The organism is Pseudomonas arvensis, from assembly GCF_056688935.1.
The window spans coordinates 741,974-757,039 of the sequence record NZ_CP162038.1 but is presented as its reverse complement, the minus strand read 5'-3'; the positions used below and the strand labels follow the sequence as shown (position 1 = coordinate 757,039).

The 15,066-nt window shown below is 59.7% G+C and carries 14 protein-coding genes; 9 read left to right on the top strand and 5 right to left on the bottom strand.

Features of this window, described 5'->3' with window-relative positions:
- Positions 1-506: 506 nt before the first annotated feature.
- Positions 507-2,000: a CoA-acylating methylmalonate-semialdehyde dehydrogenase gene (locus AB3G88_RS03340; protein ID WP_112193287.1), complete on the bottom strand. Its 1,494-nt coding sequence runs from the start codon at positions 1,998-2,000 to the stop codon at positions 507-509.
- Positions 2,001-2,039: 39 nt separating this feature from the next.
- Positions 2,040-3,389, bottom strand: a complete 1,350-nt coding sequence (aptA, locus tag AB3G88_RS03335) for an omega-aminotransferase AptA (protein WP_032887096.1) — start codon at positions 3,387-3,389, stop codon at positions 2,040-2,042.
- A gap of 125 nt (positions 3,390-3,514) precedes the next feature.
- Between aptA and AB3G88_RS03330 the strand changes: the two genes are divergently transcribed.
- From AB3G88_RS03330 to AB3G88_RS03305, 6 genes are all read left to right on the top strand, one after another.
- The gene (locus tag AB3G88_RS03330) at positions 3,515-4,435 is read left to right on the top strand and encodes a LysR family transcriptional regulator (protein WP_099583551.1); all 921 of its coding nucleotides are present in this window, start codon (positions 3,515-3,517) and stop codon (positions 4,433-4,435) included.
- Positions 4,436-4,523: 88 nt separating this feature from the next.
- A complete protein-coding gene (locus tag AB3G88_RS03325; protein WP_480453206.1) occupies positions 4,524-5,918 on the top strand; it encodes a uracil-xanthine permease family protein in 1,395 nt (464 codons plus the stop codon).
- Between the two features lie 87 nt (positions 5,919-6,005).
- The gene (locus AB3G88_RS03320; RefSeq protein WP_099583553.1) at positions 6,006-6,665 is read left to right on the top strand and encodes a TetR/AcrR family transcriptional regulator; all 660 of its coding nucleotides are present in this window, start codon (positions 6,006-6,008) and stop codon (positions 6,663-6,665) included.
- A 12-nt stretch (positions 6,666-6,677) separates the two neighbouring features.
- Complete coding sequence (locus AB3G88_RS03315; protein WP_480453204.1) at positions 6,678-7,259, top strand: IMPACT family protein; 582 nt, start codon at positions 6,678-6,680, stop codon at positions 7,257-7,259.
- A 57-nt stretch (positions 7,260-7,316) separates the two neighbouring features.
- On the top strand, positions 7,317-8,003 hold the full coding sequence (locus AB3G88_RS03310) for an SDR family oxidoreductase (RefSeq protein ID WP_099583555.1): 687 nt from the start codon (positions 7,317-7,319) through the stop codon (positions 8,001-8,003).
- A 152-nt stretch (positions 8,004-8,155) separates the two neighbouring features.
- Positions 8,156-9,514 carry an 8-oxoguanine deaminase gene (locus tag AB3G88_RS03305; RefSeq protein ID WP_099583556.1) on the top strand — a complete coding sequence of 453 codons (1,359 nt, stop codon included), beginning with the start codon at positions 8,156-8,158 and terminating at the stop codon, positions 9,512-9,514.
- Positions 9,515-9,577: 63 nt separating this feature from the next.
- Here AB3G88_RS03305 and AB3G88_RS03300 read toward each other — a convergent pair whose 3' ends face one another.
- Positions 9,578-10,669, bottom strand: coding sequence for a calcium:cation antiporter (locus AB3G88_RS03300; RefSeq protein WP_480453200.1), 1,092 nt, complete (start codon positions 10,667-10,669; stop codon positions 9,578-9,580).
- A 193-nt stretch (positions 10,670-10,862) separates the two neighbouring features.
- Between AB3G88_RS03300 and AB3G88_RS03295 the strand changes: the two genes are divergently transcribed.
- The gene (locus tag AB3G88_RS03295) at positions 10,863-11,816 is read left to right on the top strand and encodes an adenosine deaminase (RefSeq protein WP_480453199.1); all 954 of its coding nucleotides are present in this window, start codon (positions 10,863-10,865) and stop codon (positions 11,814-11,816) included.
- 46 nt (positions 11,817-11,862) lie between these two features.
- Here AB3G88_RS03295 and AB3G88_RS03290 read toward each other — a convergent pair whose 3' ends face one another.
- Together AB3G88_RS03290 and AB3G88_RS03285 are read right to left on the bottom strand one after the other, a co-directional pair.
- Entirely contained in the window at positions 11,863-12,549 is a 687-nt protein-coding gene (locus AB3G88_RS03290) for an ArsR/SmtB family transcription factor (RefSeq protein ID WP_099583559.1), read from the bottom strand.
- A gap of 138 nt (positions 12,550-12,687) precedes the next feature.
- Entirely contained in the window at positions 12,688-13,614 is a 927-nt protein-coding gene (locus tag AB3G88_RS03285; protein WP_480453197.1) for a transcription regulator VimR, read from the bottom strand.
- A gap of 116 nt (positions 13,615-13,730) precedes the next feature.
- Here AB3G88_RS03285 and AB3G88_RS03280 point away from each other — a divergent pair, with 116 nt between their 5' ends.
- Positions 13,731-14,744, top strand: coding sequence for a zinc-binding alcohol dehydrogenase family protein (locus AB3G88_RS03280; RefSeq protein WP_099583561.1), 1,014 nt, complete (start codon positions 13,731-13,733; stop codon positions 14,742-14,744).
- A 146-nt stretch (positions 14,745-14,890) separates the two neighbouring features.
- Positions 14,891-15,064, top strand: a complete 174-nt coding sequence (locus AB3G88_RS03275) for a hypothetical protein (protein ID WP_177411507.1) — start codon at positions 14,891-14,893, stop codon at positions 15,062-15,064.
- Positions 15,065-15,066 lie beyond the last annotated feature (2 nt).

Here is a 15,066-nt window from a genome sequence, read left to right as displayed (position 1 = left end):
TTCTCGCGGAGTAACTTGTGATGCTGATAATCTTGTTGACTATCAGTCTGACTCCACAAGCACCCACACGAATTGCTTGATTCAGTTGTTAAAGAGCGGTTGGTTAAGATCTTTCGTCTCAACCGAGGCGCGCATTCTACAGCAGCCTCATTTGCTGTCAAGTGATTATTTTCAGAAGTTTTCAAGGAATCCTTAACAACTTCAACCACTTGCGCTGAGGATCTCTCATCAGCGGGAGGCGAATTCTACAGCGTTACACGCTGCTGTCAACACCTCTTTTTCAACTTCCTTTTGGCTTCGATAAACTGAAGCAACCTGCTGCCGAAAACTGCGCAACTCATTGTTTACCAAGGAGTTTTCCGTTTCGACTGCGCCGGAAGTGGGGCGAATTATAGGCTCCCAGAATCTGGCGTCAACCTTCTTTTTCATATTTCTGTCATATAAGTCAAAAATGCCCCTGAAACGCAAAAGCCGGCCCCGGGGGCCGGCTTTGCGCCTACCAAGCCTTACAGGCTAGGGAAAGCGAACTGCGACGCTTCATGGCTCGCCCGCTGCGGCCAACGCTGGGTAATTGCCTTGCGACGGGTATAGAAACGCACCCCGTCCGGCCCATAGGCATGCAGATCGCCAAACAGCGAGCGCTTCCAGCCACCAAAGCTGTGATAAGCCACCGGCACTGGAAGTGGAACGTTCACCCCAACCATGCCCACTTCAATCTCATCACAGAACAGACGAGCCGCTTCACCATCACGCGTGAAGATACACGTCCCGTTGCCATATTCGTGGTCGTTGATCAGTTGCATCGCCGCTTCCAAACTGCTCACCCGCACCACGCACAACACAGGCCCGAATATCTCCTCCTTATAGATACGCATCTCAGGCGTCACACGGTCAAACAGGCTGCCACCGAGGAAGAAGCCCTCTTCATTCCCGGCAATGCTCAATCCACGGCCATCAACCACAAGCTCCGCCCCCGAAGCCACACCGTCTTCTATATAGCCGCTGACCTTATCCCGTGCCTGCCCTGTCACCAGCGGCCCCATATCCAACCCACAGGTCGTGCCAGCGCCAATCTTCAGCGCCTTGATCTGCGGCACCAACTTGGCGATCAATGCATCCGCAACCTGGTCACCCACGCACACCGCCACCGAGATCGCCATGCAACGCTCACCGCAAGAACCATATGCCGCGCCCATCAAGGCACTGACTGCGTTATCCAGATCCGCATCCGGCATCAGCACCGCATGGTTCTTCGCCCCACCCAGCGCCTGTACGCGTTTTCCGCGCTTGGTCGCTTCGGAGTAGATGTACTCGGCAATCGGCGTCGATCCCACAAAACTCAGCGCCTTCACTTCCGGCGCCTCAATCAGCGCATCCACCGCGCCCTTGTCGCCATGCACCACACTCAACACACCCTTAGGCAGGCCGGCTTCCTGCAACAATTGCGCAATCAACAACGTCGAACTGGGATCACGCTCAGAAGGTTTCAGGATGAAACAGTTACCGCACACGATTGCCAGCGGATACATCCAAAGCGGCACCATCGCCGGGAAGTTGAACGGCGTAATACCCGCCACCACGCCCAAAGGCTGGAAGTCCGACCAGGCATCAATGTTCGGACCCACGTTGCGGCTGTACTCGCCCTTCAGAATCTCCGGCGCCGAGCACGCGTACTCAACGTTCTCGATACCGCGCTTCAACTCACCCGCCGCGTCTTCCAGGGTCTTGCCATGCTCCTCGCTGATCAACTGCGAGATGCGCGCTTCGTTCTGCTCCAGCAACTGCTTGAAACGAAACATCACTTGGGCACGCTTGGCCGGCGGCGTATTGCGCCAAGCCGGGAATGCGACTTTGGCTGAGTCGATCGCCTGTTGAATGGTTTCACGGCTGGCCAACGGCACCTGGTGAATCACCTGGCCGGTGGACGGGTTGTACACGTCGGCACTGCGACCGCTGTCGTTGACCAACTCACCGTTGATCAAATGCTGGATAAGGCTCATGCAGGACTCCTGAAAAGTTGTTCTATATAGAAGGAGAAATCAGTCGATCTTGTTCAGCACTTCGCCGACCGCATCAAACAGGCGGTCCAGGTCCTGCGGCTTGCTGTTGAAGGTTGGCCCGAACTGCAGAGTGTCACCACCAAAACGCACGTAGAAACCGGCTTTCCACAAGGCCATGCCGGCCTCGAATGGACGCACGATGGCATCACCGTCACGCGGGGCAATTTGGATCGCACCGGCCAGGCCATAGTTACGAATGTCGATCACGTTCTTGCTGCCCTTCAAGCCGTGCAGCGCATTCTCAAAGTGCGGAGCGACTTCGGCTACGCTCTGCACCAGGTTTTCCTTCTGCAACAGGTCGAGTGCCGCCAGGCCAGCCGCGCAAGCGACGGGGTGCGCCGAGTAGGTATAGCCGTGGGGGAATTCCACCGCGTACTCAGGCGTCGCCTGGTTCATGAAGGTCTGATAGATCTCGCTGCTGGCAATCACCGCGCCCATTGGAATCGCGCCGTTGGTGACTTGCTTGGCGATGCACATCAGGTCCGGGGTCACGCCAAAGCTGTCGGCGCCAAACATCGAGCCGGTACGGCCGAAACCGGTGATCACTTCGTCGAACACCAGCAGAATATTATGCTGATCGCAGATTTCACGCAGGCGCTTGAGATAACCCTGCGGTGGCACCAGCACGCCCGCGGAGCCAGCCATCGGCTCGACAAACACTGCCGCGATGTTGGACGCGTCATGCAGTTCGATCAGCTTGAGCAGCTCATCGGCCAACGCGATGCCACCCAGCTCAGGCATACCACGGGAGAACGCATTGCTCGCCAGCAAGGTGTGCGGCAGATGGTCGACGTCCATCATCGCCTGGCCAAACATCTTACGGTTGCCGTTGACACCGCCCAGGCTAGTGCCTGCGATGTTCACACCGTGATAACCACGGGCGCGGCCGATCATCTTGGTCTTGGTGGCCTGGCCTTTCAGGCGCCAGTAAGCCCGCACCATCTTCACCGCCGTATCAGCGCACTCGGAACCGGAGTCGGTGAAGAACACATGATTCAGGTTGCCTGGGGTCAAGTCGGTAATCTTTTCCGCCAGCTGGAAGGACAACGGATGACCGTACTGGAACCCGGGGGAGTAGTCCAAGGTGCCCAATTGCTTGGCGACCGCTTCCTGGATTTCCTTACGCGTGTGCCCTGCGCCGCACGTCCACAAGCCTGACAGCGAGTCGTACACCTTGCGGCCCTTGTCATCGGTCAACCAGCTGCCTTCGGCGGCCACGATCAAACGTGGGTCTCGCTGGAAGTTGCGGTTGGCGGTGTAGGGCATCCAGTGCGCATCCAACTTCAATTGGCTGGCCAGGGACGATGGGGCGTTTTCGGGCATGTTCATCAGCAAAACCTCGCAGGGCAAAAGGCAGCGTCGGGATTGAAAAGCGTTCTTGCAGCTAAATTGCCATGACGATAAAGTCGGTGAAATTCAACTCTTCTAACCTTCAGTCAGGCCTTCACTAAACTATGAGCAGCCGTCGACCCGATCCCCTGGCCCAAGTCAGCGACTTTGATATTCGTCTGCTGCGCATCTTTCGCAGTGTGGTGGAGTGCGGTGGGTTCTCGGCGGCGGAAACCGTACTCGGCATCGGGCGCTCGGCCATCAGCCAGCAAATGAGCGACCTTGAACAGCGTCTCGGATTACGTCTGTGCCAACGCGGCCGCGCAGGTTTTTCCCTGACGGAAGAGGGCCGCGAGGTTTATCAATCGGCCTTGCAACTCTTAAGTGCGCTGGAAAGTTTCCGCACCGAGGTCAACGGCCTGCACCAGCATTTGCGCGGAGAGTTGATCATCGGCCTTACCGACAACCTCGTCACCCTGCCCCATATGCGCATTACTCACGCCCTGGCCCAATTAAAGGAACGCGGCCCGGACGTGCAGATCCAGATCCGCATGATTGCCCCCAATGAGGTCGAACAAGGCGTACTCGACGGTCGCCTGCATGTCGGTGTAGTGCCACAGGCCAGCGCCCTCTCCGGATTGGAGTACCAACCGTTATATAGCGAACGCTCGCTGCTCTACTGCGCAGTCGGCCACCCGCTGTTTTACGCCGACGACAAGCAATTGGACGACGAGCGCATCGACAGCCAGGACGCCATCGCACCGACCTTCCGCCTGCCTGCTGAAATCCAGGCCCATTACCAAGCCCTTAACTGCACCGCCAGCGCCTCGGACCGCGAAGGCATGGCGTTCCTGATTCTCACCGGCCGTTACATCGGTTACTTGCCCGACCACTACGCCAGCCTGTGGGTGCAACAAGGCCGACTGCGCGCGCTGAAATCGGCTACACGTTTTTACGATTTAAGCCTCGCATCGGTCACCCGCAAGGGACGTCGCCCTCATTTGGTGCTGGAAAGCTTCCTCGACAGTCTGGCCACAACGCGCTAGCACGGGCCTTACGCTAAAAGCTGAGCAACTGGACAGCTTTTTGCAAGGACAGATGGAACATGAACCATCCGCCTTGAGTTAACCCGCCATGCCATCAGAATCTAGCAGCCCCAGCGACCTGATCTACGGCCTCAACGACCGTCCCAAACCGGCGCCAGCCTTTTTGGCCGCACTGCAACATGTGCTGGCGGCGTTTGTCGGCATCATCACCCCGCCACTGATCATCGGCTCCACCCTGGGCCTGACCGCCCATTTGCCCTACCTGATCAGCATGGCGTTGATGGTTTCCGGTGTCGGCACGTTCATCCAGGCGCGCAGGCCATTTGGCATCGGCGCGGGGATGATCTGCCTGCAAGGCACCAGCTTTGCCTTTCTTGGCGCGGTGCTGTCGGCGGGTTTCCTGGTGAAACAACGCGGCGGCAGCCCGGAAGACATCATGGCGATGATCTTCGGCGTGTGCTTTTTCGGTGCCGTGGTGCAGATCGTGCTGAGCCGTTTTATCGGCCAACTACGCCGAGTCATCACGCCGTTGGTGACCGGGATTGTCATCACGCTCATCGGCATCAGCCTGATCAAAGTGGGTATCACCGACCTCGGCGGTGGCTTCAATGCAGCGGATTTCGGTGCGCCCACCAACCTTGCGTTGGGCCTGTTCGTGGTGCTGACGATCATCCTGCTCAACCGCTCCAACACGCCGTGGGTGCGGCTCTCGGCCATCATCATCGGCCTCGCGCTTGGCAGCCTCGCGGCCTGGTTCAGCGGAAAACTGGTGCCCCAGGCCCTGCCAGACTTGCCTCTGATGAGTCTGCCAATACCTTTTCGCTTTGGCTTCAACTTCGACTGGAGCGCTTTCCTACCGATCGCGCTGATTTACCTGATCAGCAGCATCGAAACGGTCGGCGACCTCACCGCCAACTGCATGATCGCGCGCCAGCCCATCAGCGGCCCTTCTTATATAAGCCGACTCAAAGGCGGCGTGCTGGGTGATGGTGTGAGCTGCATGATTGCCGCCACCTTCAGCGCCTTCCCCAACACCACCTTTGCTCAGAACAACGGCGTGATCCAACTCACCGGCGTCGCCAGCCGTTACGTTGGCTTATATATAGGCGTGGTGCTGTTTTGCCTCGGCTTGTTTCCGTTGATTGGCGCGGTGTTGCAGCAAATCCCCAAACCCGTATTGGGCGGCGCGACCCTGGTGATGTTCGGCAGTGTGGCGGCCGCAGGCGTGCGCATCCTTGCCCAGGCGCCGCTGGACCGCCGCAGCATGCTGATCATCGCCACGTCGTTTGGCGTCGGCCTGGGCATCGCCGCGCAACCGAACTTGCTGCACCTGATGCCGACGCTGGTGCAGAACCTGTTTGACTCGGCCATCACCAGCGGCGGGCTGACGGCCATCGTACTGTGCCTCCTGCTGCCGGAGTCCAAGGCGACTGAAGCTGCCGCAAACCACGCGCCGGAAAGCGACACACTGGAACCGCTTTAAGGGTTTTATTGCATCAGGACTTGTCTGAGGCTTGAGGGTGGGTTATCTGTGCACACGTCGTCTCTATCGATCAGCACGGTAATCTCCATGAGCCTCGAAGTTCCTGCCCACAGCAACCACGCCGGTAAGCCCGCCAGCCGCATTCGGCAAAAGAACGAACAAGCGATTCTCCAGGCTGCTGAAGATGAATTCGCGCGCCATGGCTACAAGGGCACCAGCATGAACACCATTGCTGCCAGTGCCGGATTGCCGAAGGCCAACTTGCACTACTACTTCACCAACAAGCTGGGCCTGTATATCGCCGTGCTCAGCAATATCCTCGAACTGTGGGACAGCACCTTCAACACGCTGACCGCCGAGGACGACCCGGCCGTGGCCCTCTCCCGCTACATCCGCGCCAAGATGGAGTTTTCGCGACGCCAACCCCAGGCCTCGCGGATCTTTGCGATGGAAATCATCAGCGGCGGCGAATGCCTCACCGAATATTTCAGCCAGGACTACCGCACCTGGTTCAGTGGCCGAGCGGCCGTGTTCCAGGCCTGGATCGACGCGGGCAAGATGGACCCCATCGACCCGGTACACCTGATCTTCCTGCTATGGGGCAGCACCCAGCACTACGCCGACTTCGCCACGCAGATCTGCCGCGTCACCGGTCGCACCAAGCTGACCAAGCAAGACATGGAAGACGCGGGCACGAACCTGATTCACATCATTCTCAAAGGCTGCGGCATCAAGCCGGCCCTCTAGACGAAGCCACTTATGCCTTTCACGCTCACCGGTCTTTGCGAATTTCGTGAAGAAATACGCAAAAGCCGCTTCATCACCCTCGCCGCGCCAATCACCAGCCCACAGGACGCCCAGGCATTTTTCGAGCAACACAGCGACCTGAACGCCACGCACAACTGCTGGGCCTGGAAGCTGGCCGACCAATACCGCAGCAGTGACGACGGCGAACCCGGTGGCACTGCCGGGCGACCGATTCTGGCAGCTATCGAAGCCCAGGGCTTTGATCAGGTCGCCGTGTTGGTGATTCGCTGGTACGGCGGCATCCAACTGGGCACCGGCGGCCTCGCCCGTGCCTATGGCGGCGGTGCGAATAAATGCCTGCAGAATGCCGAGCGCCTCGAACTGATCAGCCGCGTGCCGTTGAGTTGCGCCTGTGGTTTCTCCGAGTTGAACCTGGTGAAACTGCGCATCGCCGAACTGGGCGGGCTGGTGATCGAAGAAACCTTCACTGCCAACGGCGTCGACCTGCAACTGGCACTGGGTGAGGCGCACATCGACACGCTCCAGGCGCAGCTTGCCGACCTGAGCCGTGGGCGTATCCTGCTGCAACGCTGAAACTGTTACTGTAATTTGCTGAATCCCCCTGAACCGCGACTCCAAAGGAAGCTTTTCATGTCTACGCCAAAAACCGCACTGATCATCGGCGCCTCGCGCGGGCTGGGCCTTGGCTTGGTCAAGCAACTGCTCCAGGACGGCTGGGACGTAACCGCCACCGTACGTGATCCGAGCAAGGCCGATGCCCTGAAAGCCGTGGGCCCGGTACAGATCGAAAAACTCGACATGGACGATCAGCAAGCCGTGATCGCCCTGGCCCAGCGCCTCAAAGAGCGCACCTTCGACCTGCTCTTCGTCAACGCCGGCGTCAAAGGTCCGGCCAACCAGGAACCTGGCCACGCCACCCTGGCGGAAGTCGGTCAACTGTTTTTCACCAACGCCGTGGCGCCGATCAACCTGGCCCAGCGCTTTGTCGGACAGATCCGCAAAGACAGCGGCGTGCTCGCATTCATGAGTTCGGTGCTGGGCAGCGTGACCATCCCCGACGGCTCGGACCTGGCGCTGTACAAGGCCAGCAAGGCCGCGCTCAACTCCATGACCAACAGCTTCATCACACAACTGGGCGACCACAAGCTCACCGTGCTGTCGCTGCACCCAGGCTGGGTAAAGACCGACATGGGCGGCGAAAACGCGCACATTGATGTCGACACCAGCGTGCGCGGCCTGGTGGATCAGGTAAATGCCTACACCGGTAAAGGCGGCCACCACTTCGTGGACTACAAAGGCGACACCATCGCCTGGTAAACACCCCATTGATAGCGTCTTTTTCCTACGAGTAGACCAGATCCCGAACTACACGTAATCTACCCAGCTCGCCCTCACGGGCGACCCTGGATCAGCAGACAGGGCAACACTGAGCTGGCAAACCTGAACCCATCATTCAGAGGAGCCGGCCAATGCCTGCGACCCGTATCTGGTTAAAAAACCCCCTCGCGATTTTCACTGCCAATGGCCTCGATGCCCGTGGCGGCCTGGTGCTGCAAGACGGTGTGATCACCGAAGTGCTGGCCCAGGGGCAAGCACCCGCACAGCCCTGTGCCGAGGTGTTCGATGCCCGCGAGCATGTGGTCCTGCCGGGGTTGATCAACACCCACCATCACTTCTATCAGACCCTCACCCGCGCCTGGGCGCCAGTGGTCAACCAGCCGTTGTTTCCCTGGCTGAAAACCCTGTACCCGGTGTGGGCGCGGCTGACCCCGGAAAAGCTCGCCCTGGCCACCAAGGTCGCACTGGCTGAGTTGCTGCTCTCCGGCTGCACCACCGCGGCCGACCACCACTATCTGTTCCCCGACGGCCTGGAAAATGCCATCGATGTGCAAGTGGAAAGTGTGCGCGAACTGGGCATGCGCGCGATGCTCACCCGAGGCTCCATGAGCCTGGGCGAAGCCGACGGTGGCCTGCCGCCGCAACAGACCGTGCAACAAGGCCAAGTGATCCTCGACGACAGCCAGCGCTTGATCCACGAATACCACGAGCGTGGCGACGGCGCGCAGATCCAGATCGCCCTGGCGCCCTGCTCGCCGTTCTCCGTCACCCCGCAAATCATGCAAGCCAGCGCCGAACTGGCCAACAGCCTCGACGTGCGCCTGCACACCCACTTGGCGGAAACCCTCGACGAAGAAGATTTCTGCCTGCAACGCTTCGGCCTGCGCACCGTGGATTACCTCGACAGCGTCGGCTGGCTTGGCCCACGCACCTGGCTGGCCCATGGCATTCATTTCAACCCGGATGAAATTGCCCGCCTCGGCGCCGCCGGTACCGGGATCTGCCACTGCCCAAGCTCGAATATGCGCCTGGCGTCCGGCATCTGTCCGACCCTCGACCTGCTGGCTGCCGGCGCGCCGATCGGCCTGGGCGTGGACGGTTCCGCCTCCAACGACGCGTCGAACATGATCCTCGAAACCCGCCAGGCCCTGTACATCCAGCGCCTGCGTTACGGCGCGGAAAAAATCACCCCGCAAGGCGTGCTCGGTTGGGCTACCAAAGGTTCGGCGCAGTTGCTGGGGCGTACGGATATTGGTGAGTTGGCCGTCGGCAAACAGGCCGACCTGGCGCTGTTCAAACTCGATGAGCTGCGGTTCTCCGGCAGCCATGATCCGATTTCGGCGCTGCTGCTGTGTGGTGCGGATCGGGCAGACCGGGTGATGGTAGGGGGCAAATGGCGGGTCATTGATGGCCAGGTGGAAGGGCTGGACCTGAAAGGCTTGATCGCCGACCACACCCAGGCAGCCCGACAACTGATCGCCGGAACCTAAGCAAACACACTTCAAAAGGTGGGCGAGGGTTTGACCTCTCCCACACCTTTATCTGCTGTGTTCCTACAACCCCAGCAGAGACAACATGATAAACGTCGCAAACAACACAAAATGGGTCATCCCTTCGATGGCATTGGTTTCGCCATCGTTGAGGTTGATCGCGCTGACAATCAACGTGATAAACACCATCACGGTTTGCACTGGCGTCATCGCCATCTGGAACGGCTGGCCAGTGTAGAGCGCCATCACCTCCATCACCGGCACTGTCAAAATCACCGTCGACAACGACGCACCCAGCGCAATGTTCACCACTGACTGCATGCGATTGGCCAATGCAGCGCGCAACGCTGTCAGGATTTCCGGTGCTGCCGAGATCGCCGCGACCACAATCGCCGTGATCACTGGCGGTGCGCCCGTGCCTTCCAGACCCAGGTCGAGGGTTTTGGACATCACCTCGGCCAGCGCGCCAATCACAATCACGCCAAACACCAGCGTGCCAATGGAGAACGCCAGGTTCACCGGCGGCGTCTGCTCCTCTTCCGGCAGTTTCTTGCGGCGTTTTTCCGGGTAGCTGTAGCTGAAGAAATAACTGTGAGGCCCCACCTGCATGCGCAGGAACAGGGTATAGAGCACCACCATCGCGCCAATGGTGAAGGCTGAGTAAATTTTCCAGTCGGCTTCGGGGATAAATTCCGGCACCACCATTGACACGCCCATGGCCGTCAGGATCATCACGCTGTAGGTGCGCGCCGAGTCATCGTTGTAGGACTGCTCGCCATGTTTGATGCCGCCCATCAACGCGGCCAGGCCGAGGATGCCGTTGATATCCAGCATTACCGCGGAGTAAATGGTGTCACGCACCAAGGTGGGCGACGGCTCGTTGCTCATCATGATCGCCAGAATCACCACTTCCACCAGCACGGCGGCCAGGGTCAGGATCATCGTGCCGTAAGGGTCGCCGACTTTTTCCGCCAATTGCTCGGCGTGATGGGCCACACGCATGGACGCCACCACGATAAAACCGATCAGCGCCACGCCTGCCAGCAGCGCGACCATTTGCCCGCTGTGCAGCATCCAGTGCTCCAGCGGGTAGGCGGCGATGGCGGCAATCAGCGCCAACAGCATGAATTTTTCTTGCTTGAGAGAGGAGAGCATTCGGGGCCTTTTCGTACAGCAAATCAGTCATTGATGGGGTACAGACTGCGCCACGCTGCTAACGTTTCGTTACACCTTAGTTCAGAACCCTATTGCGTGAATTAAACGAATACTCTCCTGCCGGTCAGGTTTTACCGATTATTTCAGCCATGACCTGTAGAATGCGCCCATTGCACCTGATGAGAATTTAGACATGTACGATTGGCTCAACGCCCTGCCCAAGGCTGAACTGCACCTGCACCTGGAAGGCTCGCTGGAGCCTGAGCTGCTGTTCGCCCTGGCCGAGCGCAACAAGATTGCGCTGCCATGGAACGACGTCGAAACCCTGCGCAAGGCCTACGCCTTCAACAACCTGCAAGAGTTTCTCGACCTGTATTACAAGGGCGCCGATGTGCTGCGCACCTCCCAGGACTTCTACGACCTGACCTGGGCCTACCTGCTGCGCTGCAAAGAACAGAACGTGATCCACACCGAACCCTTCTTCGACCCGCAAACCCACACCGACCGTGGCGTACCGTTCGAAGTCGTGCTCAACGGCATCGCTGCTGCACTCAAAGATGGCGAGCAGCAACTGGGCATCACCAGCGGCTTGATCCTCAGCTTCCTGCGCCACCTGAGCGAAGACGAAGCGCAGAAAACCCTCGACCGGGCGCTGCCGTTCCGTGACGCGTTCGTGGCCGTGGGCCTGGACAGCTCCGAGATGGGCCACCCGCCGAGCAAGTTCCAGCGGGTGTTCGACCGGGCCCGTCATGAAGGCTTCCTCACCGTTGCCCACGCCGGCGAAGAAGGCCCACCGGAGTACATCTGGGAAGCCATCGACCTGCTGAAAATCCAGCGAATCGACCACGGTGTGCGCGCCATCGAAGACGAGCGCCTGATGCAGCGCATTATCGACGAGCAGATCCCGCTGACCGTGTGCCCGCTGTCCAACACCAAGCTTTGCGTGTTCGACGACATGGCCCAGCACAATATCCTCGACATGCTGGAACGTGGTGTGAAGGTGACCGTGAACTCCGATGACCCGGCGTACTTTGGTGGTTATGTCACCGAGAACTTCCACGCGCTGTACACCTCTCTGGACATGACCCAGGACCAGGCCAAACGTCTGGCGCAGAACAGCCTGGATGCGCGACTCGTAAAGCCGTGACGTAAGCAAATGTGGGAGTGAGCGCCTGTGACGAGGGCGTTTGCTCCTACAGCGCAGCCAATCGGGCGATTTCCGCCACCCCGACGTCGTTGACCACCACGGCCCGGGCCTCGTTGACCAGGCTGATCCAGTTCGATTGCAGGAACAACTGCAACAGCCCCGCGCCCAACGCGCCACCCAGGTGCGGTTGCTGCTGGCTCCAATCGAAACAGTCGCACACCAGCGGTGATGCCAGGGCTTGAGTAAAAATACCCAGGCCCGCCAATTGCTGCACACCCTTGACCGTGACTTCAATGCGTTGCTCGCGACGCTCGATCCACCCCGCCACCAACATCCGTTCATACAGCCCCGCCGCCAGCTCACCGCCGAGGTGACCCCGGCACAGCCGAACATGACGCAACAATGGTGGCGCCACCAACGCCAAGGGTGGAGCATCCGGCGAACTGCGTATTGCGCTGGCCAGGGTGGTACTGGCCAAGGCATCGATGGCGACGCTCACGTCGACAGCCGCCACGCGGAACAGCCGTTTACCGCGCCGGGCTTCGATCCGTAGCAAACCACTCCCAGTCAGCCGTGCCAGATGCGCATTGGCCGAGGCCGGCGACAGCCCGGCAAGCGTAGCCAGTTCCTCAGAGGACTTGGCCGAGCCGTCCATCAGGGACCAGAGCATGGCGGTGCGTTTTGGCTCAGCGAGCAAGCTGGCGATCTGACTGATGCATGGTGCCTCTTCCATCGATTCACTCCCTGTCGACTTATTTTTGTACTGCGGTTGGCGCCAAAGTATAGGGGCGTAAACCGGCAGTTCCTTAGCGTCTTACAGCGCGAATAGGGACAGCATCTGAGTGAAATTTCCTTGTGTGATGGAGGCTATTTACTTAGCGCCTAATCGCTCCGGCAATTGAGCGGTCAATCTCGCACAGCGAGACACGAGCATTTCTCGCAACAGGTTGATGGGTTTGCTCAACTGCGCGCGATGCGCGCACAACAGATTGAGCGGTGTGCGCTCGCCGCGCAGCTCCGGCAGGATCAGGCGCAGGCGCCCGGCCAGCACGTCGGTGCTCACATCCAGCCAGGATTTATAGGCAATGCCTACACCGGCGACGGCCCAGCGGCGCACCACGTCGGCATCGTCGCTGAAGCGGTCGCCACTGACCGTCAGGCTGACGTCGCGCTTGCCGTCGTGAAAGGTCCAGTGGTCATGCACGCGACTGCCGAGCATATACAGCAGGCAATTGTGCTGGGCCAATTGCTCCAGATGTCGCGGCTCACCGTGGCGTGCGAGATAACTGGGCGCCGCGCACAGCACACGAACGTTGTGCGGCGCGACGGGCAGTGCAACCAGGCTGGAATCCTCGGGTTCGCCATAGCGCAGGGCAATGTCCACCGGCTGGCGAAACAGGTCGGCAATCCGGTCACCCAACAACAGGCGCACGGTGAGCTGCGGGTACTCACGCTGGAATTCGTCCAACCACGGCAGCAGTTGGTTGCGGCCAAAATCCGAGGGGGCCGACAGTTGCAGCACACCGCTGACATGGTCCTGGCCGCTGGCCAACAGGCGCCGCCCTTCATCCAGAGAACTCAACGCGGCGCGGGCATACTCCAGAAAGCCTTCACCTTCGGCCGTCAGGCGCAGGCTGCGGGTGGAGCGCGCCAGCAAACGTGTGCCCAACTGTTGCTCGATACGCTTGAGTGCCGCGCTGGCCACGGCGGGCGACAGGTCCATCACCCGCGCCGCCGCCGACAAACTGCCCAGGTCGGCCGCGCGCACAAACAACTGCAAATCATCAAAGCGCAGCATGCTCCCCCCGATTATCAAAATTCTATTGAAACAGAGTGCTGTTTTAGCGGCTTTTATGTTCTTGGGAAATAACCAATTATTTGCCCATCCCGTTCACCTGCTGTTTTGGAGCCCCCATGAAAGCCATTGCCTACTACGCATCACTGCCCATCACCGATGAAAAATCCCTGCAAGACATCGAATTGCCGGAGCCCGTCGCCGGCCCTCGCGACCTGCTGGTGGAAGTCAAAGCCATCTCGGTGAACCCGGTGGATACCAAGGTGCGCCAGAACGTCGCCCCGGAAAACGGCGCCGCCAAGGTGCTCGGATGGGACGTCGCCGGTGTGGTCAAGGCGGTCGGCAGTGACGTGAGCCTGTTCAAGGTCGGCGACAAGGTGTTCTACGCCGGCTCCCTGGTACGCCCAGGCGGCAACAGTGAACTGCACACCGTGGACGAGCGTATCGTCGGCCATATGCCCAAGAGCCTGGGCTTTGCCGAAGCCGCCGCGCTGCCGCTGACCGCCATCACCGCTTGGGAACTGCTATTCGAGCGCCTGCAAGTGCGTGAGGGTAAAGACGACGAAGGCCAGAGCCTGCTCATCGTCGGCGCTGCCGGTGGCGTCGGTTCGATCCTGACCCAACTGGCCAGCCAGCTCACCGCATTGAAAGTGATCGGTACCGCCTCGCGCCCGGAAACACAGGCATGGGCCAAGGCGCTCGGCGCCGATCTGGTGATCGACCACAGCCAACCGCTGAGCGAAGCGCTGAAACACGCCGGCCACCCGCAGGTGACCCACGTTGCCAGCCTGACCCAGACCGACCATCACCTGGATCAACTGGTAGAAGCCCTACAGCCCCAGGGCAAACTGGCACTGATCGACGACCCCAAGGCATTGGACGTGAGCAAGCTCAAGCGCAAGAGCCTGTCGCTGCATTGGGAGTTCATGTACACGCGCTCGATGTTCGAGACGCCAGACATGATTGAGCAACACAACCTGCTCAATCGGGTGGCCGAGCTGATCGACGCCGGCACCCTGGAAACCACGGTGGGCGAGCACTTCGGTGTGATCAATGCAGCGAACCTGCGCCGCGCCCACGCCCTGCTGGAAAGCGGCAAGGCCAAGGGCAAGATAGTGCTGGAAGGCTTCTGAAATAACGGCTGTCAGTGTCGTCCCTTATTCGTGTAAGTAATGGACGACACCGCTAGTCAGAGAGTTGATCTTTGTCATATTTGTGAGCGTATTCGGGTTTATATTGGCCGCCTTTGCCACGATTCTTTTACGTGAGGAAGTCAGCAATGAAGATCCTGATAAAAGCGTTAGCAAAATCCCAGTGGGAAGTTCGTCTGGACCAGAAGGCGATTACTTTTCACACTGAAGCCGAGGCACGCGCCTTTGCCGATACCCTGCAAGCGCGCATCCAGGCGCCCCACCGCTTTCCAATCAGCCAGCAACATTCCGCCGCTGGCTGACC

Bases quoted from the DNA above. Each gene is read 5' to 3' on its own strand.
- AB3G88_RS03340 (WP_112193287.1), bottom strand. From the start codon at position 2,000: ATGAGCCTTATCCAGCATTTGATCAACGGTGAGTTGGTCAACGACAGC.
- aptA (WP_032887096.1), bottom strand. From the start codon at position 3,389: ATGAACATGCCCGAAAACGCCCCATCGTCCCTGGCCAGCCAATTGAAG.
- AB3G88_RS03330 (WP_099583551.1), top strand. From the start codon at position 3,515: ATGAGCAGCCGTCGACCCGATCCCCTGGCCCAAGTCAGCGACTTTGAT.
- AB3G88_RS03325 (WP_480453206.1), top strand. From the start codon at position 4,524: ATGCCATCAGAATCTAGCAGCCCCAGCGACCTGATCTACGGCCTCAAC.
- AB3G88_RS03320 (WP_099583553.1), top strand. From the start codon at position 6,006: ATGAGCCTCGAAGTTCCTGCCCACAGCAACCACGCCGGTAAGCCCGCC.
- AB3G88_RS03315 (WP_480453204.1), top strand. From the start codon at position 6,678: ATGCCTTTCACGCTCACCGGTCTTTGCGAATTTCGTGAAGAAATACGC.
- AB3G88_RS03310 (WP_099583555.1), top strand. From the start codon at position 7,317: ATGTCTACGCCAAAAACCGCACTGATCATCGGCGCCTCGCGCGGGCTG.
- AB3G88_RS03305 (WP_099583556.1), top strand. From the start codon at position 8,156: ATGCCTGCGACCCGTATCTGGTTAAAAAACCCCCTCGCGATTTTCACT.
- AB3G88_RS03300 (WP_480453200.1), bottom strand. From the start codon at position 10,669: ATGCTCTCCTCTCTCAAGCAAGAAAAATTCATGCTGTTGGCGCTGATT.
- AB3G88_RS03295 (WP_480453199.1), top strand. From the start codon at position 10,863: ATGTACGATTGGCTCAACGCCCTGCCCAAGGCTGAACTGCACCTGCAC.
- AB3G88_RS03290 (WP_099583559.1), bottom strand. From the start codon at position 12,549: ATGGAAGAGGCACCATGCATCAGTCAGATCGCCAGCTTGCTCGCTGAG.
- AB3G88_RS03285 (WP_480453197.1), bottom strand. From the start codon at position 13,614: ATGCTGCGCTTTGATGATTTGCAGTTGTTTGTGCGCGCGGCCGACCTG.
- AB3G88_RS03280 (WP_099583561.1), top strand. From the start codon at position 13,731: ATGAAAGCCATTGCCTACTACGCATCACTGCCCATCACCGATGAAAAA.
- AB3G88_RS03275 (WP_177411507.1), top strand. From the start codon at position 14,891: ATGAAGATCCTGATAAAAGCGTTAGCAAAATCCCAGTGGGAAGTTCGT.